General features: G+C 71.1%; 22 protein-coding genes. 10 read left to right on the forward strand and 12 right to left on the reverse strand.

Annotated elements, in window-relative coordinates; translation table 11 throughout:
- Window positions 1-81: 81 nt before the first annotated feature.
- A complete protein-coding gene (locus ACZ6CV_RS18005) occupies window positions 82-945 on the reverse strand; it encodes a TIGR03619 family F420-dependent LLM class oxidoreductase (RefSeq protein ID WP_469251740.1) in 864 nt (287 codons plus the stop codon).
- A gap of 185 nt (window positions 946-1130) precedes the next feature.
- Between ACZ6CV_RS18005 and ACZ6CV_RS18010 the strand changes: the two genes are divergently transcribed.
- The 3 genes from ACZ6CV_RS18010 (at window position 1131) to ACZ6CV_RS18020 (ending at window position 3850) form a co-directional block, all read left to right on the forward strand.
- Window positions 1131-1553: an ankyrin repeat domain-containing protein gene (locus ACZ6CV_RS18010; RefSeq protein WP_469251741.1), complete on the forward strand. Its 423-nt coding sequence runs from the start codon at window positions 1131-1133 to the stop codon at window positions 1551-1553.
- A 144-nt stretch (window positions 1554-1697) separates the two neighbouring features.
- Entirely contained in the window at window positions 1698-2156 is a 459-nt protein-coding gene (locus tag ACZ6CV_RS18015; protein WP_469251742.1) for a hypothetical protein, read from the forward strand.
- A 149-nt stretch (window positions 2157-2305) separates the two neighbouring features.
- On the forward strand, window positions 2306-3850 hold the full coding sequence (locus ACZ6CV_RS18020; RefSeq protein WP_469251743.1) for a CehA/McbA family metallohydrolase: 1545 nt from the start codon (window positions 2306-2308) through the stop codon (window positions 3848-3850).
- Window positions 3851-3862: 12 nt separating this feature from the next.
- Here the strand turns inward: ACZ6CV_RS18020 and ACZ6CV_RS18025 are convergent, their stop codons facing one another.
- From ACZ6CV_RS18025 to ACZ6CV_RS18070, 10 genes are all read right to left on the reverse strand, one after another.
- Window positions 3863-4495, reverse strand: coding sequence for a hypothetical protein (locus ACZ6CV_RS18025; RefSeq protein WP_469251744.1), 633 nt, complete (start codon window positions 4493-4495; stop codon window positions 3863-3865).
- 48 nt (window positions 4496-4543) lie between these two features.
- Window positions 4544-5176 carry a hypothetical protein gene (locus tag ACZ6CV_RS18030; protein WP_469251745.1) on the reverse strand — a complete coding sequence of 211 codons (633 nt, stop codon included), beginning with the start codon at window positions 5174-5176 and terminating at the stop codon, window positions 4544-4546.
- Window positions 5163-5576, reverse strand: a complete 414-nt coding sequence (locus tag ACZ6CV_RS18035; RefSeq protein ID WP_469251746.1) for a hypothetical protein — start codon at window positions 5574-5576, stop codon at window positions 5163-5165. Before ACZ6CV_RS18035 ends, ACZ6CV_RS18030 begins: the two co-directional genes overlap by 14 nt.
- 8 nt (window positions 5577-5584) lie before the next feature.
- Complete coding sequence (locus ACZ6CV_RS18040; RefSeq protein ID WP_469251747.1) at window positions 5585-6940, reverse strand: hypothetical protein; 1356 nt, start codon at window positions 6938-6940, stop codon at window positions 5585-5587.
- A 4-nt stretch (window positions 6941-6944) separates the two neighbouring features.
- Window positions 6945-7244, reverse strand: coding sequence for a WXG100 family type VII secretion target (locus ACZ6CV_RS18045; RefSeq protein ID WP_469251748.1), 300 nt, complete (start codon window positions 7242-7244; stop codon window positions 6945-6947).
- 164 nt (window positions 7245-7408) lie between these two features.
- Entirely contained in the window at window positions 7409-8920 is a 1512-nt protein-coding gene (locus ACZ6CV_RS18050; RefSeq protein WP_469251750.1) for an aldehyde dehydrogenase family protein, read from the reverse strand.
- Window positions 8917-10656, reverse strand: coding sequence for an N-acyl-D-amino-acid deacylase family protein (locus tag ACZ6CV_RS18055; protein WP_469251751.1), 1740 nt, complete (start codon window positions 10654-10656; stop codon window positions 8917-8919). Before ACZ6CV_RS18055 ends, ACZ6CV_RS18050 begins: the two co-directional genes overlap by 4 nt.
- Window positions 10657-11193: 537 nt before the next feature.
- Window positions 11194-12315 carry an LLM class flavin-dependent oxidoreductase gene (locus tag ACZ6CV_RS18060; protein WP_469251752.1) on the reverse strand — a complete coding sequence of 374 codons (1122 nt, stop codon included), beginning with the start codon at window positions 12313-12315 and terminating at the stop codon, window positions 11194-11196.
- Between the two features lie 174 nt (window positions 12316-12489).
- Complete coding sequence (locus ACZ6CV_RS18065) at window positions 12490-13275, reverse strand: SDR family NAD(P)-dependent oxidoreductase (protein WP_469251753.1); 786 nt, start codon at window positions 13273-13275, stop codon at window positions 12490-12492.
- A 97-nt stretch (window positions 13276-13372) separates the two neighbouring features.
- A complete protein-coding gene (locus ACZ6CV_RS18070; RefSeq protein ID WP_469251754.1) occupies window positions 13373-14314 on the reverse strand; it encodes a TIGR03619 family F420-dependent LLM class oxidoreductase in 942 nt (313 codons plus the stop codon).
- A gap of 588 nt (window positions 14315-14902) precedes the next feature.
- On the opposite strand from ACZ6CV_RS18070, the gene ACZ6CV_RS18075 reads away from it, so the two are divergent.
- The 6 genes from ACZ6CV_RS18075 (at window position 14903) to ACZ6CV_RS18100 (ending at window position 18550) form a co-directional block, all read left to right on the forward strand.
- Complete coding sequence (locus ACZ6CV_RS18075) at window positions 14903-15157, forward strand: hypothetical protein (RefSeq protein WP_469251755.1); 255 nt, start codon at window positions 14903-14905, stop codon at window positions 15155-15157.
- Window positions 15158-15200: 43 nt separating this feature from the next.
- Complete coding sequence (locus ACZ6CV_RS18080) at window positions 15201-15653, forward strand: DUF6879 family protein (RefSeq protein ID WP_362372923.1); 453 nt, start codon at window positions 15201-15203, stop codon at window positions 15651-15653.
- Between the two features lie 22 nt (window positions 15654-15675).
- On the forward strand, window positions 15676-16524 hold the full coding sequence (locus tag ACZ6CV_RS18085) for a helix-turn-helix domain-containing protein (protein WP_469251756.1): 849 nt from the start codon (window positions 15676-15678) through the stop codon (window positions 16522-16524).
- 132 nt (window positions 16525-16656) lie between these two features.
- Window positions 16657-17031, forward strand: coding sequence for a hypothetical protein (locus tag ACZ6CV_RS18090; protein ID WP_469251757.1), 375 nt, complete (start codon window positions 16657-16659; stop codon window positions 17029-17031).
- Entirely contained in the window at window positions 17025-17165 is a 141-nt protein-coding gene (locus ACZ6CV_RS18095) for a hypothetical protein (RefSeq protein WP_469251758.1), read from the forward strand. Before ACZ6CV_RS18090 ends, ACZ6CV_RS18095 begins: the two co-directional genes overlap by 7 nt.
- Before the next feature lie 233 nt (window positions 17166-17398).
- On the forward strand, window positions 17399-18550 hold the full coding sequence (locus ACZ6CV_RS18100) for a protein-L-isoaspartate O-methyltransferase family protein (protein WP_469251759.1): 1152 nt from the start codon (window positions 17399-17401) through the stop codon (window positions 18548-18550).
- Between the two features lie 260 nt (window positions 18551-18810).
- On the opposite strand, the gene ACZ6CV_RS18105 is transcribed toward ACZ6CV_RS18100, so the two are convergent.
- Window positions 18811-20082, reverse strand: coding sequence for an amidohydrolase family protein (locus ACZ6CV_RS18105; RefSeq protein WP_469251760.1), 1272 nt, complete (start codon window positions 20080-20082; stop codon window positions 18811-18813).
- Window positions 20083-20369: 287 nt separating this feature from the next.
- On the opposite strand from ACZ6CV_RS18105, the gene afsR reads away from it, so the two are divergent.
- Window positions 20370-23351 (forward strand): SARP-family global regulator AfsR, encoded by a 2982-nt coding sequence (gene afsR, locus ACZ6CV_RS18110; protein ID WP_469251761.1) that lies wholly within the window; start codon window positions 20370-20372, stop codon window positions 23349-23351.
- Window positions 23352-23548: the final 197 nt, after the last annotated feature.

Here is a 23548-nt window from a genome sequence, read left to right on the forward strand (position 1 = left end):
GTGCCCGCAGGTCAGCCGGGGGCGTGCCCGCAGGTGACTGCGGCGTCCCGCCCGAGGTCACGCGTTCAGGTACCGCCGAGGTCACCCGTCCAGGTACCGCCCGAGCCCGTCGAGGGCCCCGCACACCTCCTTCTCCCCGCCCGGCGGCAGCTGCACGATCACCTCGTCCACGCCCAGCTCCCGGTAGTGGGCGAGCTTGCCGGGGTCCGGCTCGACGGCCGTCACCGCCACATACAGGTCGCCCTCCGCACGCCCGGCCCGCGCCCACGCGGACCGCAGCACCGGCAGCGCGTCGCGCAGCCCCCGGCCGCCGACCGGCATCCACCCGTCCGCGTACTCCGCGATGTGCGCGAACAGCCCCGGCCCCGCGGCCCCGCCGACGAGCGTGCGCGGCCCGAACAGCGGCCCCTTGGCGAGCCGCGTGCGGGGCGCCCGCCGCGGCTTCGGATACGTCTCGCTCGCCCGCACCGACCCGAACTCGCCCTCGTACGGCATCGGGTGGTCCGCCCACAGCGCCCGCATCACCGCCATCCGGTCCCGCACGACCGCCCGGCGCCGGGGCCACGGGACGCCGTGGTCCTCGGCCTCCTCGCGGTTCCAGCCGTAGCCGATGCCGAGGCTGACCCGGCCGCCGGACAGGTGGTCGAGGGTGGCGATCTGCTTGGCCAGGTCGATGGGGTCGTGCTGGGCGACCAGCGCGATGTTCGTGCCGAGCACGAGCCGCTCGGTGACCACGGCGGCCTGGGCGAGGGCGATGAACGGGCTGAGCATGCGGGCGCATTCGGGCGGCAGGTCACCGCCCGGGTAGGGGGTCTCGCGCGGGAGGGGGATGTGGGTGTGCTCGGGGAGGTGGAGCCCGGCGAAACCGCGCCGCTCCAGTTCCTGGGCGAGGCGTACCGGGGTGATCGTCTCGTCGGTCATGTAGAGCGTCGCGGAGATGCGCACGATTCAATCCTCCGAGCGTGTCCGAGGGTCGGCCGTCGGGCGGTCGCGGTCCGGGCCGGGGAGCCCGGAGCCTCTTCCTATCCCCGGAAAGTCGGTTGGTCCATGCCCGTGCGCTCATTAGCCTGGCGCCGGTGGACGAACGGAAGCGGAACCGGTGAACCGGTGAACCGACGGAAGCAGAACCGGTGAACAGACGGAAGCAGAAGAAGCTGACCCGGCGGCTGGTGTGGGCGGCGGCAGTCGGCGACACGTACACCGTGCGCCGCGTGCTGCGCACCGGCGTCGACCCGGAGCTCCCCGACGCGGACGGCACGACGGCCCTGTACGCCGCGTCGGTGCACGGCGCCGCGTCCACGGTGCGGGCCCTGCTGCGGGCGGGCGCCCGCCCCGACACCGAGAGCACCGGCCTCACGGACGGCACCCCGCTGTGCGGCGCCGCCGCGTGGGGCCATCTCGCCGCGGTCCGCGAACTCCTCGCCCACGGCGCCGACCCCAACCTCCGCGAGGACCACGGCACGGGCAGCACGCCGCTGCGCTGGGCACGCCAGGGTGCCGGGGGTCCGTATCCGGAGACGGAGGCGGCGCTGGTGGCGGCGGGGGTGCGATAGGGCAGTCGGTACGCCCCCGCTCACCCGGCCCGTACCCCCTCTGCGAGACTCCTGCCGGGCGAGCGACGCGAGTCGCTCCGGGGGCGGGGAGACACGGTGCGGGAAACGCGCAGAGCACAGGGCACGCGAAGAGCACGGAGAACGGTGACGGCGTGGGCCGGGACCATGGCGCTGGTGCTGGCGGGCACCCTGCTGACGACCGGCTGCATGGCCCGGCTCGTGCGGTGCGGCCCGGAGGGCGACACCCCGGCCGGCCTCTCCGCCGCCGATCTGGTGGGCAGTTGGCGCGGCAACCCCCTGGGCACCCTGCGCCTCGCGGCCGACGGCACCTTCACCGCTGAGGACTGGCCGGTCCTCGACGACTTCGAGAAGATCAGCACGACGACCAGGGGCATCTCGGGCAAGGGCACCTGGACCGTGGAGCGCGGGATGGGCGACGACAAGGACGACCGCGACCTCGACCTGCAATTCGACTTCGCGGGCGAGTATCCCGACGGCCTGCTCAACGGGTACGACATCGCGGGCGAGAAGGACTCCTTGCGGGTCTACACCTACTCCGGCGACCCCGACCTCTGCGAGTTCCACACCCTGACGCCCGCCTGAACCGGCCGCCGCGCCACCGCGTGCCCCCGCAGACACCCGTCCATCGGGGGTAAGTCCGTCAATCGCCTTCCCTTGGCGCACCGTTCACGGCTCAATACCAGGGTTGCACGCACCACCCATGTCAGCACCGACACCCTGGGAGCCGCAGCATGTGCGAGGACCTCCACCCGCGACACGCGGGACTGAACCGGCGCGGACTGTTCGTGACGGGAGCCGCCGCCGCGCTTACGTTGGGAACCGTGAGCTTCGCCGAAGGCGCCGAGGGGCGCGGCCCCGCGCGGGGCGGGGCGCCGGGCACCAAGGAGACGAGAACGGTGCGCGGCACGCTGCCCACCGGCTCCCCCGACTACGTGTACCTGCCGGTCGAAGTACCGCGCGGAGTGCGGGAGTTGCACGTCTCGTACACCTACCAGAAGCCGGCCGTGCCGCCCGGCACCCAGGGCAACGCCCTCGACATCGGCGTCTTCGACGAGCGCGGCACGGAGCTCGGGGGCGAGGGGTTCCGCGGCTGGTCCGGCGGCGCCCGCACCGAGTTCTTCGTCCGCGCCGACGACGCGACGCCCGGCTACATTCCCGGCCCGGTCCGCGCGGGCACCTGGCACATCGCCCTCGGCCCGTACACGGTGGCCCCCGACGGCCTCCCCTACGAGGTGACGATCACCCTCACCTACGGGGAGCCCGGCCGGACCCCGAAGCCGGTCTACCCGCCCGAGCGCGCGAAGGGCCGCGGCCGCGCCTGGTACCGCGGGGACTGCCACCTCCACTCCGTCCACTCCGACGGCAAACGCACCCTCGCCGAGATCGCCGCCCTCGCCCGCGCGGCGGGCCTGGACTTCATCAACAGCTCCGAGCACAACACCCATGCGGCGCACGCCCACTGGGCCGAGCACGCGGGCGGCGACCTCCTGATCATGCTCGGCGAGGAGGTGACGACCCGCAACGGCCACGTGGTCGCCCTCGGCACGGACCCCGGCACGTTCGTCGACTGGCGCTACCGGGCCCGCGACAACCGCTTCGGCAAGTACGCCCGTAAGGTCCGCGAGGCGGGCGGCCTGGTCGTCCCCGCCCACCCGCACGCCACCTGCGTCGGCTGCAACTGGAAGTTCGGCTTCGGCGAGGCCGACGTCATCGAGGCGTGGAACGGCCCCTACACCCCCGACGACGAGATCGCCCTCGCCGACTGGGACAGCACGCTCGTCGCCTCCGTGCGCGGCGGCCGCCGCTGGATCCCGGCGATGGGCAACAGCGACGCGCACCGCGACCCCGACCCCGTCGGCGGCCCGCAGACCGTGGTCCTCGCCGACGACCTGACCCGCGAGGCCATCCAGGAGGGCCTGCGCCGCGGCCACTCCTACGTCGCCGAGTCGAAGTCCGTCGAGCTCGCCTTCTCGGCGGCGGGCGGCCGCGGCCACCACGCGGGCATCGGCGAACGCCTCGACGTCGACCGCGACGCCCCGGTGACGGTCCGCCTGGCCGTCAAGGGCGCCCCCGGCTGCACGGCCCGCTTCGTCACCGACCAGGGCGTCCTGTACACGAGCCCGCCCCTGCCGGACTCGGGCACGGGCACGGTCGAATGGCGCACGACGGCGTCCTACGCGGCGTACGTCCGGGCGGAAGTCCGCCACCCCGCGACCACACCCCCACTCCCCGGCGCCCTGACGGCCTTCACGAACCCGATCTTCCTGGGCGACTGATCCGAGCCACCCCTACCCCGGAAGCCTGAGCGTCCGCGCGAAGTCGTCCAGCGGTTCCATCACCGCGGCGATCAACTCCGGATCGTCGTGGTGCCCGCGGAGCTGCACGTCGGGGAGACCGGCCGGGGTGTGCCAGTGGTACGACACCGAGGTCATCATGAGGGAGCTGTCGGCGGGGTAGGACCGCGTGACCCGGACCCCGTCCGCGCCCAGGTGGGGAGAGGCGAACGGAACGCTGCCGCTCCGCTGCTGCCACGCGGGGATCTCCGGGTGCGGCACCGTGAGCGCGGCGGGTCCCTCGCAGGAGGCCGCGTCAGGGGCATCGCAGTGAAGACGGGTGGCGTGCACCACCAGCGGCATATAGGTCAGCGGAACGGGGTGGTAGATGAACGCCTCGTCGGCCTGGAGCGTGTCCCGGAGCGTGACGATCATCCGCTCGTAGAAGCTCTTGTGGAACCGGCGGAGTTTACGGGTGAGTTCGACGCCCTGAATCATGGCCAGACCGGTCAAGTGCGGATCGAGCCACTCCTTGAAGGTCTTCTTGTCGATCCGGAGGTAGAGATAACCCCACAGGCCGGGGTCGGCATCCGTGTCGACGTGGAGCGGGGCACCGAGGTCGGCGCTCCACAGAATGCCGTCGGACATGAGCGGTCTCTTTCGTCGGGTCGTGGACAGGCGAGGGGGGGGCGGCGCTCAGGCGTAACTCCAGCGGAAAGTGCCCATGACGGCGTCGAACAGCTCCACGAGCATGTCGTGGAAGGCGGGATCCGAGCCGGGCGCGATCAGCGCGCTGAAGGAGAAGGCGAGGTACTGGTCAGGCGTGCTCTCCGGGATCGGTACGAAGTACTCGACCTGGCGGTGAGCGATGTCGACGTCCTGGGCGGGGTCCGCGGGTACATCCCGCTCCGAGCGCAGGGCCGCGGTGTCGTCCAGTTCTCGCATCTCGGCACCGGAGGTGACGGAGGCGAGCGCCGCAAGGACGGCTTCCGGGCCGCTCCCCGCCCTGACCCCCGGAATCTCGATCGGTTCGGAGGCCACGATCGAGACGGGCAGCGCGACGCCGTGGAGGCGTTCGGTGGGCAGGTAGAGGGTCATGCCGCCCTTGGCTCCGGCCCGCCGTACGACCTTCTTCATCTCCTGGAGGAGCTTCAACCGGGCCTTGGGAATGTCGTCCTTGGGAAAACCGGCCGGGAGTTGCCCGACCGCCTTGCGGACGATGCGGTCCATCGCCTCCTGGGTGCCGGTGCGCAGCGGAATCACGTCCCAGCCGGGCGGCGGCACCAGGTTGAAGCCGTTCGGGGTCCGGCGTTGCTCAACGGTGGTCATCGCGCCCCCGTGCCACTTCCACGGCGTACACAGCGCCTACGAAGAGCGCCCACGCCGGGGCGGCGATCATGCCCGGCCAGAAGCCGAAGAAGAGCGAGGGCAGAAAGAAGCCGCCGCCCATCGCCAGATCCCGGGTGAGGTAGGGCGGACGGTCCGCATGGCGGGGGTACTTCGCGAACACCCAGACGTAATGCAGGAGGCAGCCGACGATCCCGGCCTCATAGACATGGAGCACGTCGTTCATCAGGGACTTCGGCACCAGGATCATGATTCCCAGCACCGGCAGGAACAGCGGCATGCCGATGAGCAGCGTCAGCCGGAGCCGCCGGTTGGGGCCGGTGCCGATTCCGGTGCGGCCGGCTTCGGCCTCGGCAATGCGTCGCGCCGAGTACAGGTCCATGGTCTTCCTCACCAGTGGGTGTCGGGGGCGGGCTTCAGGGTGTTGTCCTTCCAGTCCGAGTACGCCGCGTTGTACGGCTTCTCACCGCTTCCGAACTTCTCCTGGGTCAAGCTTGTCAGGTCACTCTTCCCCAGCGCCTTGTCCACGACGTCCATCCCCATGCCGGTCCAGGCGACGCCGAGGCCCGCTTGATAGGACCTGTACGCCTTGTCCGCGGCGGCCCCGGCGGCTTCCGGGAAAGCGGCCTTGTTCGCCTTCAGGAGCTTCCCCATACCGGCCATCTCCTTGTCGCCGAGGTGGCCAATCGTCGACCAGGGGCTGACTCGCAGCGGGTTCTTGGCGACCAGGCCGACATTCTGGGAGATGGACTTGCGTATCGCGTTACGGGCCACTCCGACGGCCTGCCGCCCCGGCCCTTGCGGCAATTTGGTCATCAAGCGGCCCGTGTCGTCCAGGATGCCCTTCACCCCGCTGAGCCCTCGGCTCAGGCCGGCGGTCCGGGCGGTCTGAGCGGCACCCACGGTGGCCTTGGCGCCGCTGGCGAGCTTCGCGGCGGCCCCGAGGCCGCCCACGACGAGCAGCCCGCCCACGACGTCGAAGATGACATCCGTCCAGGTGGCGTCGCCGGACGCCACCAGCAGAAGTCTCAGTCCGATCGTGAGCACCGCGATGCCGAGGACGAGAAGGTTCAGGCCGGGAATGAGGAGCGCGAGAAAGCCTGCCGCGGTCGCGATCCAGCCGAGAACATCGATGAACGCCTTGATCAGGTCCGCGTTGTCGTGGACCCAGCCCTTGATGTCGTCCCACCACGAGTCCTCGATCACGTCGTCGATCTCGTCGCGGATCTCGCTCGTGTAGTGGTTGGCGCGGGTGTCCCGGTCACTGGTGACGGTGTGCAGGCGGGTGCGGTACGGCTGAAGGGGGTCGTCGACGGGACTGGTGCCGCCGGGGGACGCGTCCGGGGCGTCCTTGTCGTGCGAGCCGGACTTCTTGGCCTTGTCGGCCTCGACCTCGTCCTGCTTCTCCTTGGCCTGGCGCAGGATCTTGTCCGCGTCGCTCTGGAAGTCCTCCAGTTCGTCGGACCACTTGGTCAGATGACCGTGCACCCGCTCATACCGCCCGGCCACCTCCCGCATGTGCTTCTCCAGCGTCGAGGACTCCTCGCGCAGGGACGTCACATACTTGCCCTTGAGCGTTTCGTCGTCGCTGATCGCCTTGAGGTTCTTCGCCTGGTCCCGGAGCTTCTTGGCCACCGAGATCATGTGCTTGACCTCGTCACGGATCTCCTCCGGATCACCGGGAACGGGATCGGAGTCGCACAGCGGCTGCCAGTCCACCGGACGGCGCTTGGATGTCGGTGTCATGGCGTCACTTCTTCTGCTGCTTCTTGCCCGTCTTGGCCAGCTTCTCGTCGAGGTCCTCGAACGCCTTCTTGCTGCCGGTCACGAGCTTGCCGACCGATTCGATGGACTCGACGAGCTTGGTGCGGTAGTCGTCCCAGTTGTCGACGAAGTCCTCCATGGCCCCGGCGACGGAACCGGAGCCCCAGTGCTCTTTCATGTCGTCCCGGCGGTTCTCGATGTCCTCGAAAGTCTTCTTGAGCTGGCCGAGCTTGCGCTCGCAGTCCGCGAGGAAGTCATAGTCGACCGTCAGGTCCGGGTCACCCATGCCGTTCCGTTCCCCCTCTTCGATCCCCCTGTGGCCTACGCCGTCAGGCAAAGTTCTGACCAAGACGACTGACGCTAACGGTGGGGGTGTCGGTTTCGCCAGAGCGAACTTCCGCACGAGGGCTGCAAAGCGGGACATACGGAACGGATGCGGCTACCGCGCCCTCACCCCGGCCAGACGATCGACTGGAGTTCGCTGTAGGCGTGCAGGGCGTATGAGCCGACGTCGCGGCCGACCCCGCTCTTCTTGAAGCCGCCGAACGGGGCCTCCATGTTCCGGCCGATCGTGTTCACGCCGACGCCGCCCGCGCGCAGTCGACCGGCCACCCGGAAGGCGCGGGCGACGTCGCCGGAGAAGACGTAGTCGATGAGCCCGTAGTCGCTGTCGTCGGCGAGGGCTACCGCGGTGTCCTCGGCGTCCTCGGGGCCGTCCGCGTCGAAGGGGACCACGACGACCACCGGGCCAAAGATCTCCTCGCGGACCACCCGCATGTCGGGGGTGCAGTCGGCGAGGAGCGTCGGGGCGACGTAGAAGCCCCGGGTGAGCGCGGGCCGTTCGCCGCCCGCGACGAGCCGGGCGCCCTCCTTGCGGCCGGCCTCGACGTACCCCTCGATCCGGTCGCGGTGGGCGGCCGAGATCACCGGCCCGACGACCGTGCCCTCGGTGGCCGGATCACCGACCTTGGCCTTGAGATGACCGGCGTATGTCGCGAGGCGCTCGACGAGCCTGTCGTAGATGCCCCGTTGGGCGATGACGCGGGTCGGCGCCGTACAGATCTGGCCGCTGTAGAAGGAGAACGTCGTGCCGATGCCCGCCACCGCCGCGGCGAGCCCGTCCTCGCCGACGTCGTCGAAGACGATCGCCGCGCCCTTGCCGCCCAGCTCCATCAGCTGCCGCTTCATCGTGCGGCCGCACACCTCGCCGATGCGCTGCCCGACGGCCGTCGAACCGGTGAAGCTCACCATGTCGACGTCCGGCGCGGCGACCGCCGCCTCGCCGACGGCCGGGTCCGCCCCGGAGACGACGTTCACCACGCCGGGCGGCACCCCCGCCTCCTCCAGCGCCGCCGCCATCCCGTACACCGACAGCGGGTCCTGCGGGGCAGGCTTCACGACGACCGTGTTGCCCATCGCGAGGGCGGGCGCCACCTTGCCGGCGGGGTTCGCCCAGGGGTTGTTGTACGAGGTGACGCAGGTGACCACGCCGACGGGCCGGCGCACGGCGAGCGCCCCCATGACCCCCGCCCGCCCCATCGGCCCGGCATCGTTGATCTGCGGCGGGATGGCCTCCTCGACCGGCTCCAGGGCCCCCTTCGCGTACCGCTGGAAGCGCGCCACCGCGACCGCGACCTGCATGCCGCGCGCCGTGCCGGTCGTCGCGCCGCTCTCGGCGCGGGCCAGCGCGGTGTACGTGTCCGCGTCGCGCCGCAGCACGGCAGCGGCGCGCTCCAGGATCGCCGCCCGCTCCTCCGGCCTGGTGCGCGACCAGCCCGCGAAGGCCGCGCGGGCCGCCGCGGCCGCCGCGTGCACCTGCGCGCCGCTCGCCTCGGGCGCGAGGCCGACGACCTCCTCGGTGGCGGGGTTCACGACCTCGTAGTGCCCGTGGTCGGGCTCGGTCCACTCGCCGCCGATGAACAGCCGCCGGGCGCGCGGCGCCCCCGCCCCGTTACCGCTCACTTGGTGCTCACCGTCCTGGTGTCGCGCCCGGAGCGCAGCACCTTGCCCGGCACGGCGCCGGTCACCACGTCGCCGCGGATCGCCTCCACGCCGTTGACCCACACCGCCTCGACGCCGATCGCCTTGGAGTCCAGGCGCGGGCTGTCGCCGGGCAGGTCGTGCACGAGGGTCGCCTTGCCCGCGTCGATCCGCTCCGGGTCGAACAGCACCAGGTCGGCGTGGAACCCCTCGACGATCCGCCCCCGCTCGCGCAGCCCGAAGAGCCGCGCCGGATCGTCGGTGAGCATCTTCACGGCCTGTTCGAGCCCGACCAGCTTCCGCCCGCGCAGACAGTCACCGATGAACCGCGTCGTGTACGGGGCGCCGCACATGCGGTCCAGATGCGCGCCCGCGTCCGAGCCGCCCAGCATGACGTCCTCGTGCTGCCAGGTCTCGGCGCGCAGCGCCCAGGAGTCCGGGTCGTTGTCGGTCGGCATGGGCCACAGGACGGTGCGCAGCTCGTCATGGGCGCAGATCTCCACGAGGCAGTGGAAGGGCTCCTGCCCCCGCTCGGCCGCGATGTCCCCGACCACCCGCCCGGTGAGGCCCTCGTTCGCCTCGGAGTACGTGTCCCCGATGACGTACCGGTCGAACCGGGCGAGCCGCCGGAAGACGCCCGCCTCCTTGCTGCTCGCGTGCGCCAGCATCTCGGCGCGCACGCCGGGGTCGCGCAGCTTCGCGATCCGCTCGGGCACGGGCAGTCCCAGTACCTCACCCCACCCCGGGATGAGGTTGAGCGCGCAGAACGTGCCGAGCGACATGTTCATGGGGGTGAGGATCGGCATGGTCAGCGCGACGATCCGACCGCCCGCCTTGCGGGCGCGCTCACTCGGCACGAGCTGGCGCGGCACGCGTTCGGGGACGGCGGCGTCGATGGTGAGCACGTTCCAGTTGAGGGGCCGCCCCGCGGCCGCGCTCATCTCCACGAGCAGATCGATCTCGTCGTCGCCGAACTGGTCGAGACACCCGGCGACGATCGCCTCCAGCTGCGTTCCCTCGTGCTCGGCGACGGCCCGGCTGAGCGCGAGCAGCTCGGCGGGGCGGGCGTGCCGGGACGCGACGGGCTGCCCGTCGCCGTCGGAGTGGGTGGAGGACTGGGTGGTGGAGAGCCCCCAGGCCCCGGCGTCCATGGCCTCGTGGAAGAGCCGCACCATCGCGTCGAGCTGCGCACCGGACGGCTGCCCTCCGACGGCGTCGGCGCCCATGACGTACCGGCGCAGCGCGCAGTGCCCGACCATGAATCCGGCGTTGACGGCGATCCGCCCGTCGAGGGCGTCGAGATACTCCCCGAACGAACTCCACGTCCAGGGCGCGCCCTCCTCCAGGGCGACCAGCGACATCCCCTCGACCTTCGACATCATCCGCCGCGTGTAGTCGGCGTCACCGGGCCGCTCCGGGTGGAGCGGCGCGAGCGTGAACCCACAGTTGCCACCGGCGACGGTGGTCACGCCGTGGTTGAGGGAGGGCGTGGCGTACGGGTCCCAGAAGAGCTGGGCGTCGTAGTGCGTATGCGGATCGACGAACCCGGGAGCGAGGACTCGCCCCTGGGCGTTCTCCTCCCCCCGCGCCTCCTCGGTGACGGCACCGGGCTCACCGATGACGGCGATCCGCCCGTCCCTGATCCCGACGTCGGCGACATAGGCGGGGGCGCCGGTCCCGTCGACGACGGTGACGCCCTTGATGAGGTGATCAAGCATGACGGGGAGGTCCCCTTCCGAGGGTTGGGGGGTGGACATTTCAGCCCGTCCGGGGGGATTTTTCAGCCCGCCCGGGGGTGGATTCTTCAGCCCGTCCGGCGTTTGAGGACGAGCCCGGAGGGCGATGAACGGCCCACCGGCGGGCGGAGATACGAGCCACCGGTGGGGCGGACCCTTCAGCTTGCCCGGGGGACCCTTCAGCCCGTCCGGGGGCGGACCCTTCAGCCCGCCCGGGGGGATTCTTCAGCCCGTCCGGAGGTGGATTCTTCAGCCCGTCCGGCGTTTGAGGACGAGCCCGGAGGGCGACGAACGGCCCACCGGCGGGCGGAGATACGAGCCACCGTGGGGGCGAACCTTTCAGCCCGTCCGGCGCTTGAGGACGAGCCCGGAGGGCGACGATCAGGGGGCCCGGGGGCAGCGCCCCCGCGACGGCACCCCCGTGACACCGCCCCCGTACGACCGCCCCCCGCCCGGCAAGGGCCCCGGCCTCCATCCGGGAGAGGAGGCCGGGGAGTCAAGAGGTCCAAGCCCGGCGGGCTACGCCCCCGCCCGGAACCGCGAGGTCCGATGCACAGGATCCGTATCGATCTTGGGAATCACATGCTCCCCGATCAATTTGATCGTGTTCTTCGTGTCCTCGGGCGAGATCCCGATCGGCAGCCCGAAGCTGAGCTGATCCGCCCCCGCCTGCTCCCACCGCTTGCACTGCGTGAGCACCTCGTCCGGGTCGCCGCAGATCATCAGCTCCTCGGCGATGAGCAGCTCGATGATCTCCGCGCTGTACTCGGGGAGCAGCTCGGGCCACTCGGGGATGCCCTCGGGCCGCGGGAACGTGTCGTGGTAGCGGAAGAGCAGCGACTGCAGGTAGTTGAGCCCGCCGCCGACGGCGATCTCGACGGCCTTCTCGTGCGTCTCCGCGCAGATCGCCGTGGACGTCACCATGACGTTGTCGTTGACGAAGTCGCCGATCGCCTCGGCCTCCTTGACGGCGGACTTGTAGGACTCGACGACCCACTCCATGTCGGAGACCTTCTGCACGCTGAACCCGAGGACGCCGAGCCCCTTCTTGCCGGCCATGGCGTACGAGGACGGGGACCCGGCGGCGTACCACATCGCGGGGTGCGACTTCCCGTACGGCTTGGGCAGGATCTTGCGGGGCGGCAGCGACCAGTGCTTGCCCTGGAACCCCACGTACTCGTCCTGCAGCCACATCTTGGGGAACTCGGCGATGGTCTCTTCCCATATCTCCTTGGTGTGGTTCATGTCCGTGATGCCCGGCATGAAGCCGAGGATCTCGTGCGAACCGGCACCGCGCCCCGTGCCGAACTCGAAGCGCCCCTCGGAGAGATGGTCGAGCATGGCGACCTTCTCGGCGACCTTCACCGGGTGGTTGACCGGGGCGAGCGGGTTGAAGATGCCGGAGCCCAGGTGGATGCGGTCGGTCGCGTGCGCGAGGTATCCGAGGTAGACGTCGTTGGCGGAGAGGTGGGAGTACTCCTCCAGGAAGTGGTGCTCGGAGGCCCACGCGTACTTGAAGCCCGACTTGTCCGCCTGGATGACGTACTCGGTCTCCTCGATGAGCGCCTTGTGCTCCGCTTCGGGGTCGACCTTGGCCCGCTGGGCGGGCACGTATCCCTGTACAAAGAGACCGAATTCCAAGGAGGTTCACCGTCCTCGTGAGGTTCTGACGGTTTCTGACGCCCCGTCAGATTGCGATGCGTCGACTGTTTCACCGGGAGGTCGGGGCGTCAATACCTGATACTGCGTCAGCTGACGCACCGGGCCGCGGTTCTCGGTCGGGCCGCGGTTCTCGGCCGAGCCCCCGCGCCGCCCTCACACGATGCTGACGCCCGCCAGCCACCCTCCGTCGATGACGAACGGCTGGCCCGTGATGTACGCGGAGTCGTCCCCGGTCAGGAAGAGCGCGAGCGCGGCGACCTCCTGGGGCCGTCCGATCCGTCCGAGCGGCACCAGCTTCTTGTACAGCTCCGCGACCGCCTCGCTCGCCGCCTGCGGGTCGGCGTCCGGGTCGAGCTGGGCGGGGTTGGTCATGGGGGTGTCGACGGCGCCGGGGCACACGGCGTTGACGCGGACGTTCCGCCCGGCGAGCTCCACCGCGGCGACCCGGGTGAGGCCGAGGATGGCGTGCTTCGTCGCGGCGTACGCGCCGACGAAGGCCATGCCCGTGAGGGCCGTGTAGGAGGCGGTGTTCACGATCGTGCCGCCGCCGGCCGCGGCGATCTCGGGGGCGACGGTGCGGATGCCGAGGAAGCAGCCGATCTGGTTGACCTGGATGATCTGCTGGAACTCTTCCAGGGGGGTGCTGACCAGTTCGTTGAAGCGGAGGATGCCCGCGTTGTTGACGAGGCCGTCCACCTTGCCGAAGGCGTCCTTCGTGGTGGTTACGGCTGACCGCCACTGCTCTTCGTCGCCCACGTCCAGGTGGACGTAGCGCGCGCTCTTCTCTCCCAACTCCTGGGCGAGCGCCTCTCCTTGCTCGTCCAGCACATCGGCGACGACGACCTTCGCGCCCTCCTCGACGAAGAGGCGCGCCTCCTGCTCGCCCTGCCCGCGTGCCGCGCCGGTCACGATGACGACGCGGCCGTCCAGCTTGCCCATGGGTGCTCCTTTGCCCTGGTGAGGGGGAGGTCGTGGCGCTGTCGGTGGTTTCCGTAGTTCTCAGTGGTTCCGTAGTTCTCAGCGGTTTCCGTAGTTCTCAGTGGTTGAGGTGCGGGGCTACGTCCGCGGCGAACGCGGCCATCTGGTCGGTGAGTTCGGTACGGCTGCGGCTGCGGAACCGCACCTGGATCTGGTCGACGCCCATCGCCCCGTACTCCCGCAGGGACTCGGCGAGTGCGTCGGGTTTGCCGGTGAGGGTGCGGCGGCCCACGGACCAGGCGGGCTCGCCGACGTAGAGAGCCTCGGTGATGGCCCCGACGACGATCCGTCCGGTGATGCCCGCGTCCTCCCTGAGCCGGCGGAGGCGGGCGATCTGGGCGGGGAGCTTGTCGCGCGGGTCACCCTGCGGGAGCCAGCCGTCGGCGCGGGTCGCGGCGCGGCGGACGGCGGCGGGTGAGGAGCCGCCGACCCAGAGGGGGACGTGCGGTTGGGCGGGGCGGGGGAGCTGGCCGAGGTCGCTGAAGTCGTAGTGGTCGCCGTGGTGTTCGGGGTACTCGTCCGGGCCGAGCGCCGCCTTGAGCGCGTCGACGGTCTCGTCGAGGAGGGGGCCGCGCCGCTCGAAGTCGACGCCGAGGGCCTCGAACTCCTCCTGTACGTGTCCGGCGCCGACCCCGAGGATCAGCCGGCCGCCGCTGAGGTGGTCGAGGGTCGCGTACTGCTTGGCGGAGAGGAGGGGGTGGCGCAGGCCGACGATGGCGACGTGGCTCAGGAGGCGGACGTGCTGGGTGGCGGCGGCGAGGAAGGCGAGGGCGGCGACGGGGTCGTACCAGGTGGTGCTCATCGCGTCGGCGAGGCGGCGGGGGATGGCGACGTGGTCGCAGCTCGCGATGTAGGCGAAGCCGGTGCGGTCGGCGGTGCGGGCGATTTCCAGGAGGTCTTCGGGGGTGGCGCGGGCCTCCCAGGGCTCGGCGTAGAGGGAACTCTGGGACTGGACGGGAAGCTGCATCCCATAGACGACCCGCCCCACCGGAAAGCTCATGGCTGCCCTACTCCCTGTGTATGGGTGTGTGAACGTGGACCTGACGGCACGTCACATGCTGGTACCTGACGGTGCGTCAGGCAAGGGTTGGGGGCGGGCGTCTACGCGAGGTCCGTGTCGGGGCGCGGGGGTGCGTCTTGGGCCGGGGTCCTGCGCCTGGGGTTCGTCTGTGGGTTCGGGGCCGCGGGGGTATGTCCGTACTCGCCATCCACTGTTCGCCACGCCTCGCGGACAGTTTTGCTACAGCGTGCTCGGTGCTCCGTGCGGACATACCCCCACGTCCCCTCCCGTCTCGTATGCGGGTGCCGGGTGGTGGGTGCGTCGCGTCCCACCAGCCACCGCCTCCCGCCCCCTCTGCGGGCTGCTGCGCCCCGTGACGCCGCGGTGGGAGTGCCGGCGGACAGACGTCCGCCTCCATGTGCGCCCCCTGCGCGCGGATGTACCAGCAGCGAGCACACGCAGGGTGCATCTGGCCTCCGTGGATGGCTCAAAGAGTTCGACGACTGGAATGACCCCTTCCCTGCGGTGCCCCGCTCCGGGATGATCGGAGCGCAACATGGCGCAACTCTCCGGACGCAGGAGGCGGTCATGGCACTACTTCTCATCGGGCTCGACCCGGACACCGGCGGAGGCAACTGCCCGGCAGTGTGGGTGGACCAGCCCGACGGCCCCGGTACAGAACCCGAGTTGGTCATCCAGGGATGGCTGGCTGACGCCGCCACACTGGAGCGTTGTGCGAGCGACAGCCCGAAACCCGACACCGAGGCCGTCATCCGCGTTCCCGCGCGAATGGTGGCGCAGATCAGGGAGGCATGCGACGTTGTCGAACGTTCCCGGCTTTGACGAACTCCTCGACAGCGCCCAACACCGGGCCCTGCATTTGGAGATGCGCGACAGCTACGGGGTGAGCGAGGAGGCGGACACCGTCGCCGCTTGGCGCGCCACCGGGCAAGTACCGGCTTTCGAATCGGACTTCTGGCGCCCCTGGGTCGAGCTGGTACAGCGCACAGTCGCCCGTGGCGTCGAGGTACGCCGTGCCCGTGTGGTGTCAGAACCTGTTACGGAGTACATCCGTTTCGAGCATGCGATCACCGGCGCGAATCTGTTCGCCGGAGAGCAGGTGCGCTGGCTGCCCCGCGCGAAGGCGTCGCATCTATTGCTGCCGGGCAACGATTTCTGGCTGATCGACGAACGCATCATCCGCTTCAACGTATTCACCGGTGACGGCCTGGCAATCGAGCCGCAGGTCAGCACCGACCAGGCTGTGATCAAGCAGTGCGCGGACGCCTTCGAGACTGTCTGGGAACTAGGGGTCGACCACTCCCGGTTCTCCGTCTGAAGCGGCCGCACTCCGCGCAGCCATGACGAGTACGCCTTCCTCGGCCGCGCAGGCGGCCCGCGCCCAGGTCGCCGCACGCCTGGTCGACGTGCGTAAGAGCGCCGGCCTCAAGGCGACCCAGGTCGCGGCCGCCTGCGGCTGGCACAAGTCGAAGGTGTCGCGGCTGGAGAACGCGCGGACGCTGCCCACGGACGCGGACATCCGCGCCTGGTGCGCCGCCTGCCGCACGCCCGGCGTCGTGGACGAGTTGATCGCCCGGACACGGGACGCGGATCTGCTGTACGTGGAGTGGAAGCGGCTGCACCGCACCGGCATCCGCCACATGCAGGAGAGCGCTGTGCCGCTGTACGAGCAGACGCGGCTGTTTCGCGTGTACTGCTCCAACGTCGCCCCCGGCCTGTCCCAGGTGCACGGTTACGCCGAAGCTCTCCTGGCGACGATCAGCAACTTCCAGGGCACCCCCAACGACGCCCCGGAAGCGGCCACCGCACGCCTGGAGCGGTCCCGCGTCATCTACGAGCCCCAGCACCGCTTCGTGTTCCTCATCGAGCAGGCCGTGCTGGCCTACCGGTTCGGGACGCCGTCCGTGATGGCCGGGCAGCTCGGTTACCTGCTGGAAATCATGTCTCTGCCGTCCGTCGCGTTCGGCATCATCCCGCAGAACGCGGAGCGGGCCATGTGGCCGCTGGAGACGTTCATGATCTTCGACACCAGCCGTGTGCAGGTCGAGACGCTCACGGCGGAGATCAACATCAAGGACCCCGACGAGATCCAGGTCTACGCGCGCGCCTTCGACCGGCTGCGGCAGATGGCAGTCTTCGGCCCTGCGGCCCGCGCTCTGGTGACCGCACAACTCACCGCCCTTGGTTGACCCTGCCGCGCAACTTCGCGCAACTTCCTGGCACCCCCCCTTCGGCCATCTCTAGCGTCATTGCTGTCTCCACGCTCGCCACGACGACGGAGCGCGAACGACTCAGCCCTGACCGACATCGGGAGGCCCCGCATGAGATCCCCCGCTCCGAGTTCCGCGCGCCTCGATGGTGAGCCGGTGAACCCGGCTTACGTCGACAACGCCGTCCACCGCGCCGAAGGCCTCGCCGTCGCCGACCCCGCCGGTCCGCTCGCCGAGGAGGTCGCCGCCGAGCTGACCTCCTACCTGCCACCGCTGCTCACCCGGGCCGAGAGCCGTCTCGTCGCCATGGGCGGCAGCACTCCGGCCGCGCTGCGCGCCCGCGACGTCCTGGCGGGCTCCATCCGCCACGGCCGGGCCGTCTACGAGGACCAGCAGGCGGCCGCCTTCACCCATCCCGTCGCCCGCCTGTACCTGCTGGCAGGCGCGTGCCGGCTGCTGAAGAACGCGGTCGTGCCCCGGTGGTGAACGGCCGGGAGCGCTGCCGCGTCCGCCGCCCGAACCGCTCGCGTCCGGTCGAGGCCCTCATCGCCACGGGACTCATCGCGCTGGTGATCGTGTCGTTCAGTACCGCCCTGTACGCGGTGCTGTCCCGCTCGTGAGCCCTTCACCGATCCGGAGATGCACCTGTGAGTACGCCCACCGGCCCCGTGCCCGGGCCGGATCCGCCGGGAAGCCCAGCCCCTCACCACAGCGCGCACGCACCCCCACCCCGACACGAAAGGCCACACGCCATGGGTAAGCACCAGGGACAGCCGTCCGACAAGCCGTGGACACCACCGCCGACGCCCCCGTCCCCGGACGGCAGCGGCCCGAAGAAGTAGGGGGCGGGCCCGTGGACCACCGTCACATCGCCGCGCAAGAGCTCGAGGTCATGGGTGCCTTCAGGTCCCCGTGGCTGCGGCGCGCCTTTCACGCCGTGGACCGGGAGGCGTTCGCGCCCGCCCGTTTCTGGAGCCCTGTCGCCGGCAGCGAGGGCCTGTACCCGGTCATCGACCGCGACCTGGACGAGGACGTCTGGCGGCGCACCGTGTGGGGTACTCACGCCTCGCTGGTCACCCAGATGAACGACGGGGCCACTCGCGTCGAGGACGGGCCCGCGCGCGGGGACTTCTCCTCATCGATCTCCGCCCTGGACATCGCCTTCGAGAAACTCCATCGACTCGACCTCGCGCCCGATCACCGGGTGCTGCACCTGGGCACCGCGTCGGGTTACGACGCGGCGCTGCTGTGCGAGCGTGTCGGCCCCGGCCGTCTGACCACGCTCGAATACGACGGCGCGCTCTCCGCGTGGGGGCGGCAGAACCTTCACGCGGCCGGGTACGCGCCCACGGCGGTGTGCGGGGACGGCCTGGAGGGGTGGGAGCCGACCGCCCCCTACGACAGGATCATCGCGACGGCCTCCGTGCGCCGCATTCCCGACGCCTGGCGCCAGCAAGCCGCCGAAGGCGCCCTCATCGTCACGCCGTACACCACCGCGTACGGCAGCGGCGGCGCGCTGTTGAAGCTCACCGTCGACGCCGGGGGCGTCGCCACGGGGCGTTTCGTGGGCTCCGCCTTCTACATGCTCGCCCGCTCCCACCGCCCCACCCGCCACCTCGACCCGCCCGCCGCATGCACCAGGACCAGTTCCCGCATCGACCCCGCGGAGCTGCTGGGCGGCACCTGGGGGCAGGACTTCATCCTCGGCCTGACCCTCCCGGACATCAGCCTGACCAAACGGGGAGACGGTAAGAGGCGGCAGGTCCAGTTCTGGGACGCCACCGGTACCGACGTCACCATCGTCAACTACCACCGATGGTGGAAACCGGACGCGGTGACCGTCTACGGGCCGCGCAACCTGTGGGAGGAAGTAGTCGGCGCCTATTCCCGGTGGAGGCACGCCGGGGGGCCGCACTACACGCGCTACGGCCTCACCGTCGATGACACCGGCACCCGACTGTGGCTCGACGAGCCCGCCCACGGCGTAGGCCCCGGCACCTCCTGACGACACCCGCGCCGGCCCCCGCCCCTACCCCCGCCCTACGTCGCGGGGCAAACGGGTGGGTGGGTGGGGAGCATCCGCCGCGGAGCGGCGGGCCTGTTTGCACCCGCAGGGGCAGCGGAGGGCCCCGCCCCCACCCGAACCCCACATCGCAGGGCAAGCGCATCCGGCTACCCGAGCCGCACGCCGCGGGGAACTCACCCACCGCCCCCCGCAGGGAAACGCAGGGCCTCACCCCTCACCGCCCAAGGCCCCCGGCCAGCTCACGGCACCCACAACCCCTCCCCCGTAAGCCCCAGAAGCCCCACCGCGTTGCCGCGCACGATCCGTTCCACCACGTCCGGCGCCAGGTGGCCCATCTGGTCCTCGCCCACCTGTCGGGACTTCGGCCAGGTGGAGTCGGAGTGCGGGTAGTCCGTCTCGTACAGGACGTTCCCCACCCCGATGGAGTCGAGGTTCTTCAGGCCGAACGCGTCGTCGAAGAAGCAGCCGAAGACGTGCTCGGTGAAGAGTTCGGACGGTGGCCGGGTGACCTTGTCCGCGACGCCGCCCCAGCCGCGGTTCTCCTCCCAGACGACGTCCGCGCGCTCCAGGATGTACGGGATCCAGCCGATCTGGCCCTCCGCGTACATGATCCGCAGATTGGGGAAGCGTTCGAACTTGCCGCTCATCAGCCAGTCCACCATCGAGAAGCAGCAGTTGGCGAAGGTGATGGTGGAGCCGACGGCCGGCGGTGCGTCCGCCGACGTGGACGGCATCTTGCTGGACGAGCCGATGTGCATGGCGACGACCGTGCCGGTCTCGTCGCAGGCGCGCAGGAAGGGGTCCCACGCGTCGGTGTGGATGGAGGGCAGTCCGAGGTGCGGCGGAATCTCGGAGAAGGCGACCGCCCGTACCCCGCGCGCGGCGTTGCGCCGTACCTCCGCCGCGGCGAGCTCGGCGTCCCAGAGCGGGATGAGGGTGAGCGGTATGAGGCGGCCGTGCGCCTCGGGCCCGCACCACTCCTCCACCATCCAGTCGTTGTACGCCTGCACGCAGAGCAGCGCGAGCTCGCGGTCCTTGGCCTCGGTGAACGTCTGGCCGCAGAAGCGCGGGAAGGTCGGGAAGCAGAGGGCGGACTGGACGTGGTTGACGTCCATGTCGGCGAGCCGCTCCGGCACGTCGAACGAGCCGGGCCGCATCTGCTCGTACGTGATGACCTCGAGTTTGATCTCGTCCCTGTCGTAGCCGACCGCCGTGTCGAGGCGGGTGAGCGGGCGGTGCAGGTCCTCGTAGACCCACCAGTCCCCGATGGGTCCGTCCTCGCCCTGCTCGCCCATGACGGGCGCGAACTTGCCGCCCAGGAAGGACATTTCGCGCAGCGGGGCGCGGACGATCCGGGGGCCGCGGTCCCGGTACCTGGACGGGAGGCGGTCCTGCCAGACATGAGGGGGTTCGACCGTGTGGTCGTCCACCGAGATGATCTTCGGGAAGCTCTCCGGGCCCGCCGGGGCCGCCGGGCTCTGGGTGGTCGGCGTCGTCTGCGTGGTCTCCATACGGCTCACGGTAGCGTCGATCTGACGGGTCGTCAGCTACTCGTACGGGAATCGGCGCCCGCCACATCGCCGCCACCCCTCGGCCACCCGGGCGCCCCCATGGCGGGAAAGCGATCCGGAACGTCGTGCGAGGACCCTGTGAGAGCCGTCTCGCACGGCTGACGCATCCGCCATGAACAAGGCAAACTGGCGGCTAGCAAGAACCGAGCACGGTTTACGGAGCACCACCGCGGGCGGGCAGACCCGCGACCGGCAGGATTGGGAACAGCAGGGCGGCAGGGGGAGCGATGGTCGATGTACCGCGAGTACCGGAGCAGCGGCGTCCGGCCTCGGGGAACCTCCCCGAGGAGCGGACCGAGGGGCATCCCCCCGAGGTCCGGACGCCGCGCTTCAGCGTGCTCGGACCGGTGCGCGCCTGGCACGGCCCGGATCAGCTCAACACCGGCTCCCCGCAGCAGCGGGCGCTGCTCGCCGCCCTCCTGCTGCGGGACGGCCGCACGGCCACGGCATCGGAGCTGATCGACGCCCTGTGGGGCGACGAGCCGCCGTCGCAGGCCCTGGCGGCGGTACGGACGTACGCCTCCCGGCTCCGCAAGGTGCTGCCCCCGGGAGTCCTCGTCAGCGAGTCCGGCGGCTATGCGATCCAGGCCGGCGACGGCGCCCTGGACCTCGCCGAGGCGGAGGACCTCTGGACCGCCGCCGAGAAGGCCCGCGGCGTCGGCGACCTGTGCCGGGCGCGCTCCCTGGTGAACGAGGCCCTCGACCTGTGGGACGGCGAGCCGCTGGCCAACGTCCCGGGCCCCTACGCCGACACGCAGCGCACCCGCCTCGACGAATGGCGCCTCCAACTCGTCGAGACCCGGCTCGACATGGACCTGGAACAGGGCTGCCACGCCGAGGCGGTCTCGGAGCTGACCGCCCTGACGGCGGCCCACCCGCTCCGCGAGCGGCTGCGCGAACTGCTCATGCTCGCGCTGTACCGCAGCGGGCGCCAGGCGGAGGCCCTCGCCGTGTACGCGGACACGCGCCGGCTGCTCGCCGACGAACTCGGCGTCGACCCGCGGCCCGGACTCAAGGAGCTCCAGCAGCGCATCCTGCAGGCCGACCCCGGCCTCGCGGAGCCCTCGGCGCCCGCCCAGGAACCGACGTCGGCGGCGGTACGTCCGGCCCAACTCCCGGCCACGGTCCCGGACTTCACCGGACGGGCCTCGTTCGTCGACGAGCTCAGCGACATCCTGTCCGCCGCCGAAGGGCGCGTCATGGCGGTCTCCGCGCTCGCGGGCATCGGCGGCGTCGGCAAGACCACCCTCGCCGTGCACGTCGCCCACGCGGCGCGCACCCACTTCCCCGACGGCCAGCTGTACGTGGACCTGCAGGGCGCGGGGGCGCGGGCGGCGGAACCGGAGACGGTCCTCGGCGCCTTCCTGCGCGCCCTCGGCACGGCGGACTCCGCGATCCCGGACTCCCTGGAGGAGCGGGCGGCCCTGTACCGCTCGGTGCTCGACGGCCGCCGGGTCCTGGTCCTGCTGGACAACGCACGGGACGCGGCGCAGGTCAGGCCGTTGCTGCCGGGCATGGAGGGCTGCGCGGCCCTCGTCACGAGCCGCGTCCGCATGGTCGACCTGGCGGGCGCGCACCTGGTGGACCTGGACGTGATGTCCCCCGAGGAGGCCCTCCTCCTCTTCACCCGCATCGTCGGCGAGGAGCGGGTCACCTCCGAGCGGGAGGCGGCGCTCGACGTGGTGGCGGCGTGCGGGTTCCTGCCGCTGGCCATCCGGATCGCGGCGTCCCGGCTCGCGTCGCGCCGCACCTGGACGGTCTCCACGCTCGCGGCGAAGCTCGCGGACGAGCGGCGCCGACTGGACGAGCTGCAGGCGGGCGACCTGGCGGTGAAGGCGACGTTCGAGCTGGGCTACGGCCAGCTGGAGCCGGCCCAGGCCCGCGCCTTCCGCCTCCTCGGCCTCGCGGACGGCCCCGACCTCTCCCTCGCCGCGGCCGCGGCGGTCCTCGACCTCCCCCTGGAGGAGACCGAGGACCTCCTGGAGTCCCTGGTCGACACGTCCCTGGTCGAATCGGCGGCCCCGGGCCGCTACCGCTACCACGATCTCGTACGCCTCTACGCCCGCGCCTGCGCCGAACGCGACGAACAGCCCCCCACGGAGCGGGACGCGGCGATGTCGCGCCTGCTGGACTTCTATCTGGCGTCTGCGGCGCGGGTGTACGCGATCGAGCGGCCGGGCGACCGCACGGTGGACCACCTGGAGACCACCCGCCACGCGGGCCAGGACTTCACGGACGACACGAGGGCCCTGGACTGGCTGCACTCCGAGGCGGCGTGCATCTTGGCCTGCGTGCAGCAGTCGCTGGGGGCGGGGACGCTCCGCCGGGCGGTGGACCTGCTCCTCGCGTCCAAGGACCTGGCGGAGTCGGGGGCGAGCTCGCTCCGCTACGAGGCGGCGACGTGCGCGGCGCGGGATGCGGCGGCGGCGCTGGGGGATACGCGTGCGGAGGGGCGGGCGCGGGTCAGCCTCGCGCAGGTCGTCATGCGGATCGGAGGTCACTTCGACGTGGCCGCCGGCGAGCTGGAACGCGCCGCCGAGCTGGCCGCCCGCTCCCAGGACCCCTGGACCAGCGGGAACGCGCCGAACGAACAGGGCATCGCGGCCGCTTGCATGAAGCAGTACGAGGCGAGCGAGAGCTATTTCCTCAAGGCGATCGAGTCCTTCCGCGCCGACGGCAACCGCCCGGGCGAGGCGAGCGCGCTGTGCAACCTCTCCCGGGTGCTCGTCTCCGTGGAGCGTACGGGCAAGGCCATCGAGATCGCCGAGCAGGGAGTGCACATCTACGACGAGCTCGGGCTCACCCTCCGGCTGGCCAACGCGAAGTACGCCCTGGGCATCGGCCTGAGCCACTCCGGCCGCCACCCGGAGGCCCTGGACCAGCTCACGGACGCGCTGCGGATGTTCGTGGAGAACCGCCAACGGCTGTGGGAGGGAACCTCGCACTACCGGATCGCCCAGGTGCACCTCCAGGCCCGGCGCCCCGCACAGGCGGCGATCCACGCGGAGCAGGCCCTCGCCACGGGGTGCATCGGCGGTGACTGGATGCGGGCCAACGTCCTGACGCTGCTCGGACGCTCCCTGGACAGCCTGGCGCAGCTCGACCGCGCCCAGGCCTGCTGGCGGGAAGCGCTGGCCCTTCACGAACGCGCCGGGGCCGTGGAGGCCGACGAGGTCCGTGCGCTTCTCCACCCCGTGGCAGCGGCCTGACACCCGGCGCGCCGACGTTCATCGAACGTTTATGGGCGGCTGCCACTCTCTACTCATCGATCCGTCGCGTCGGGGGGCAGACGGGTCGCGCGGGGCCTCACGGAATAAGGTGAGCGGCCCTGAAACGCTCGTTCGGCGATCCTCGGGGGAGTTGCCGAACGGGCGTTTCGCCCCAGACCTGTCGATTCCGCAGGAGT

Source organism: Streptomyces sp. NPDC041713, from assembly GCF_055591085.1.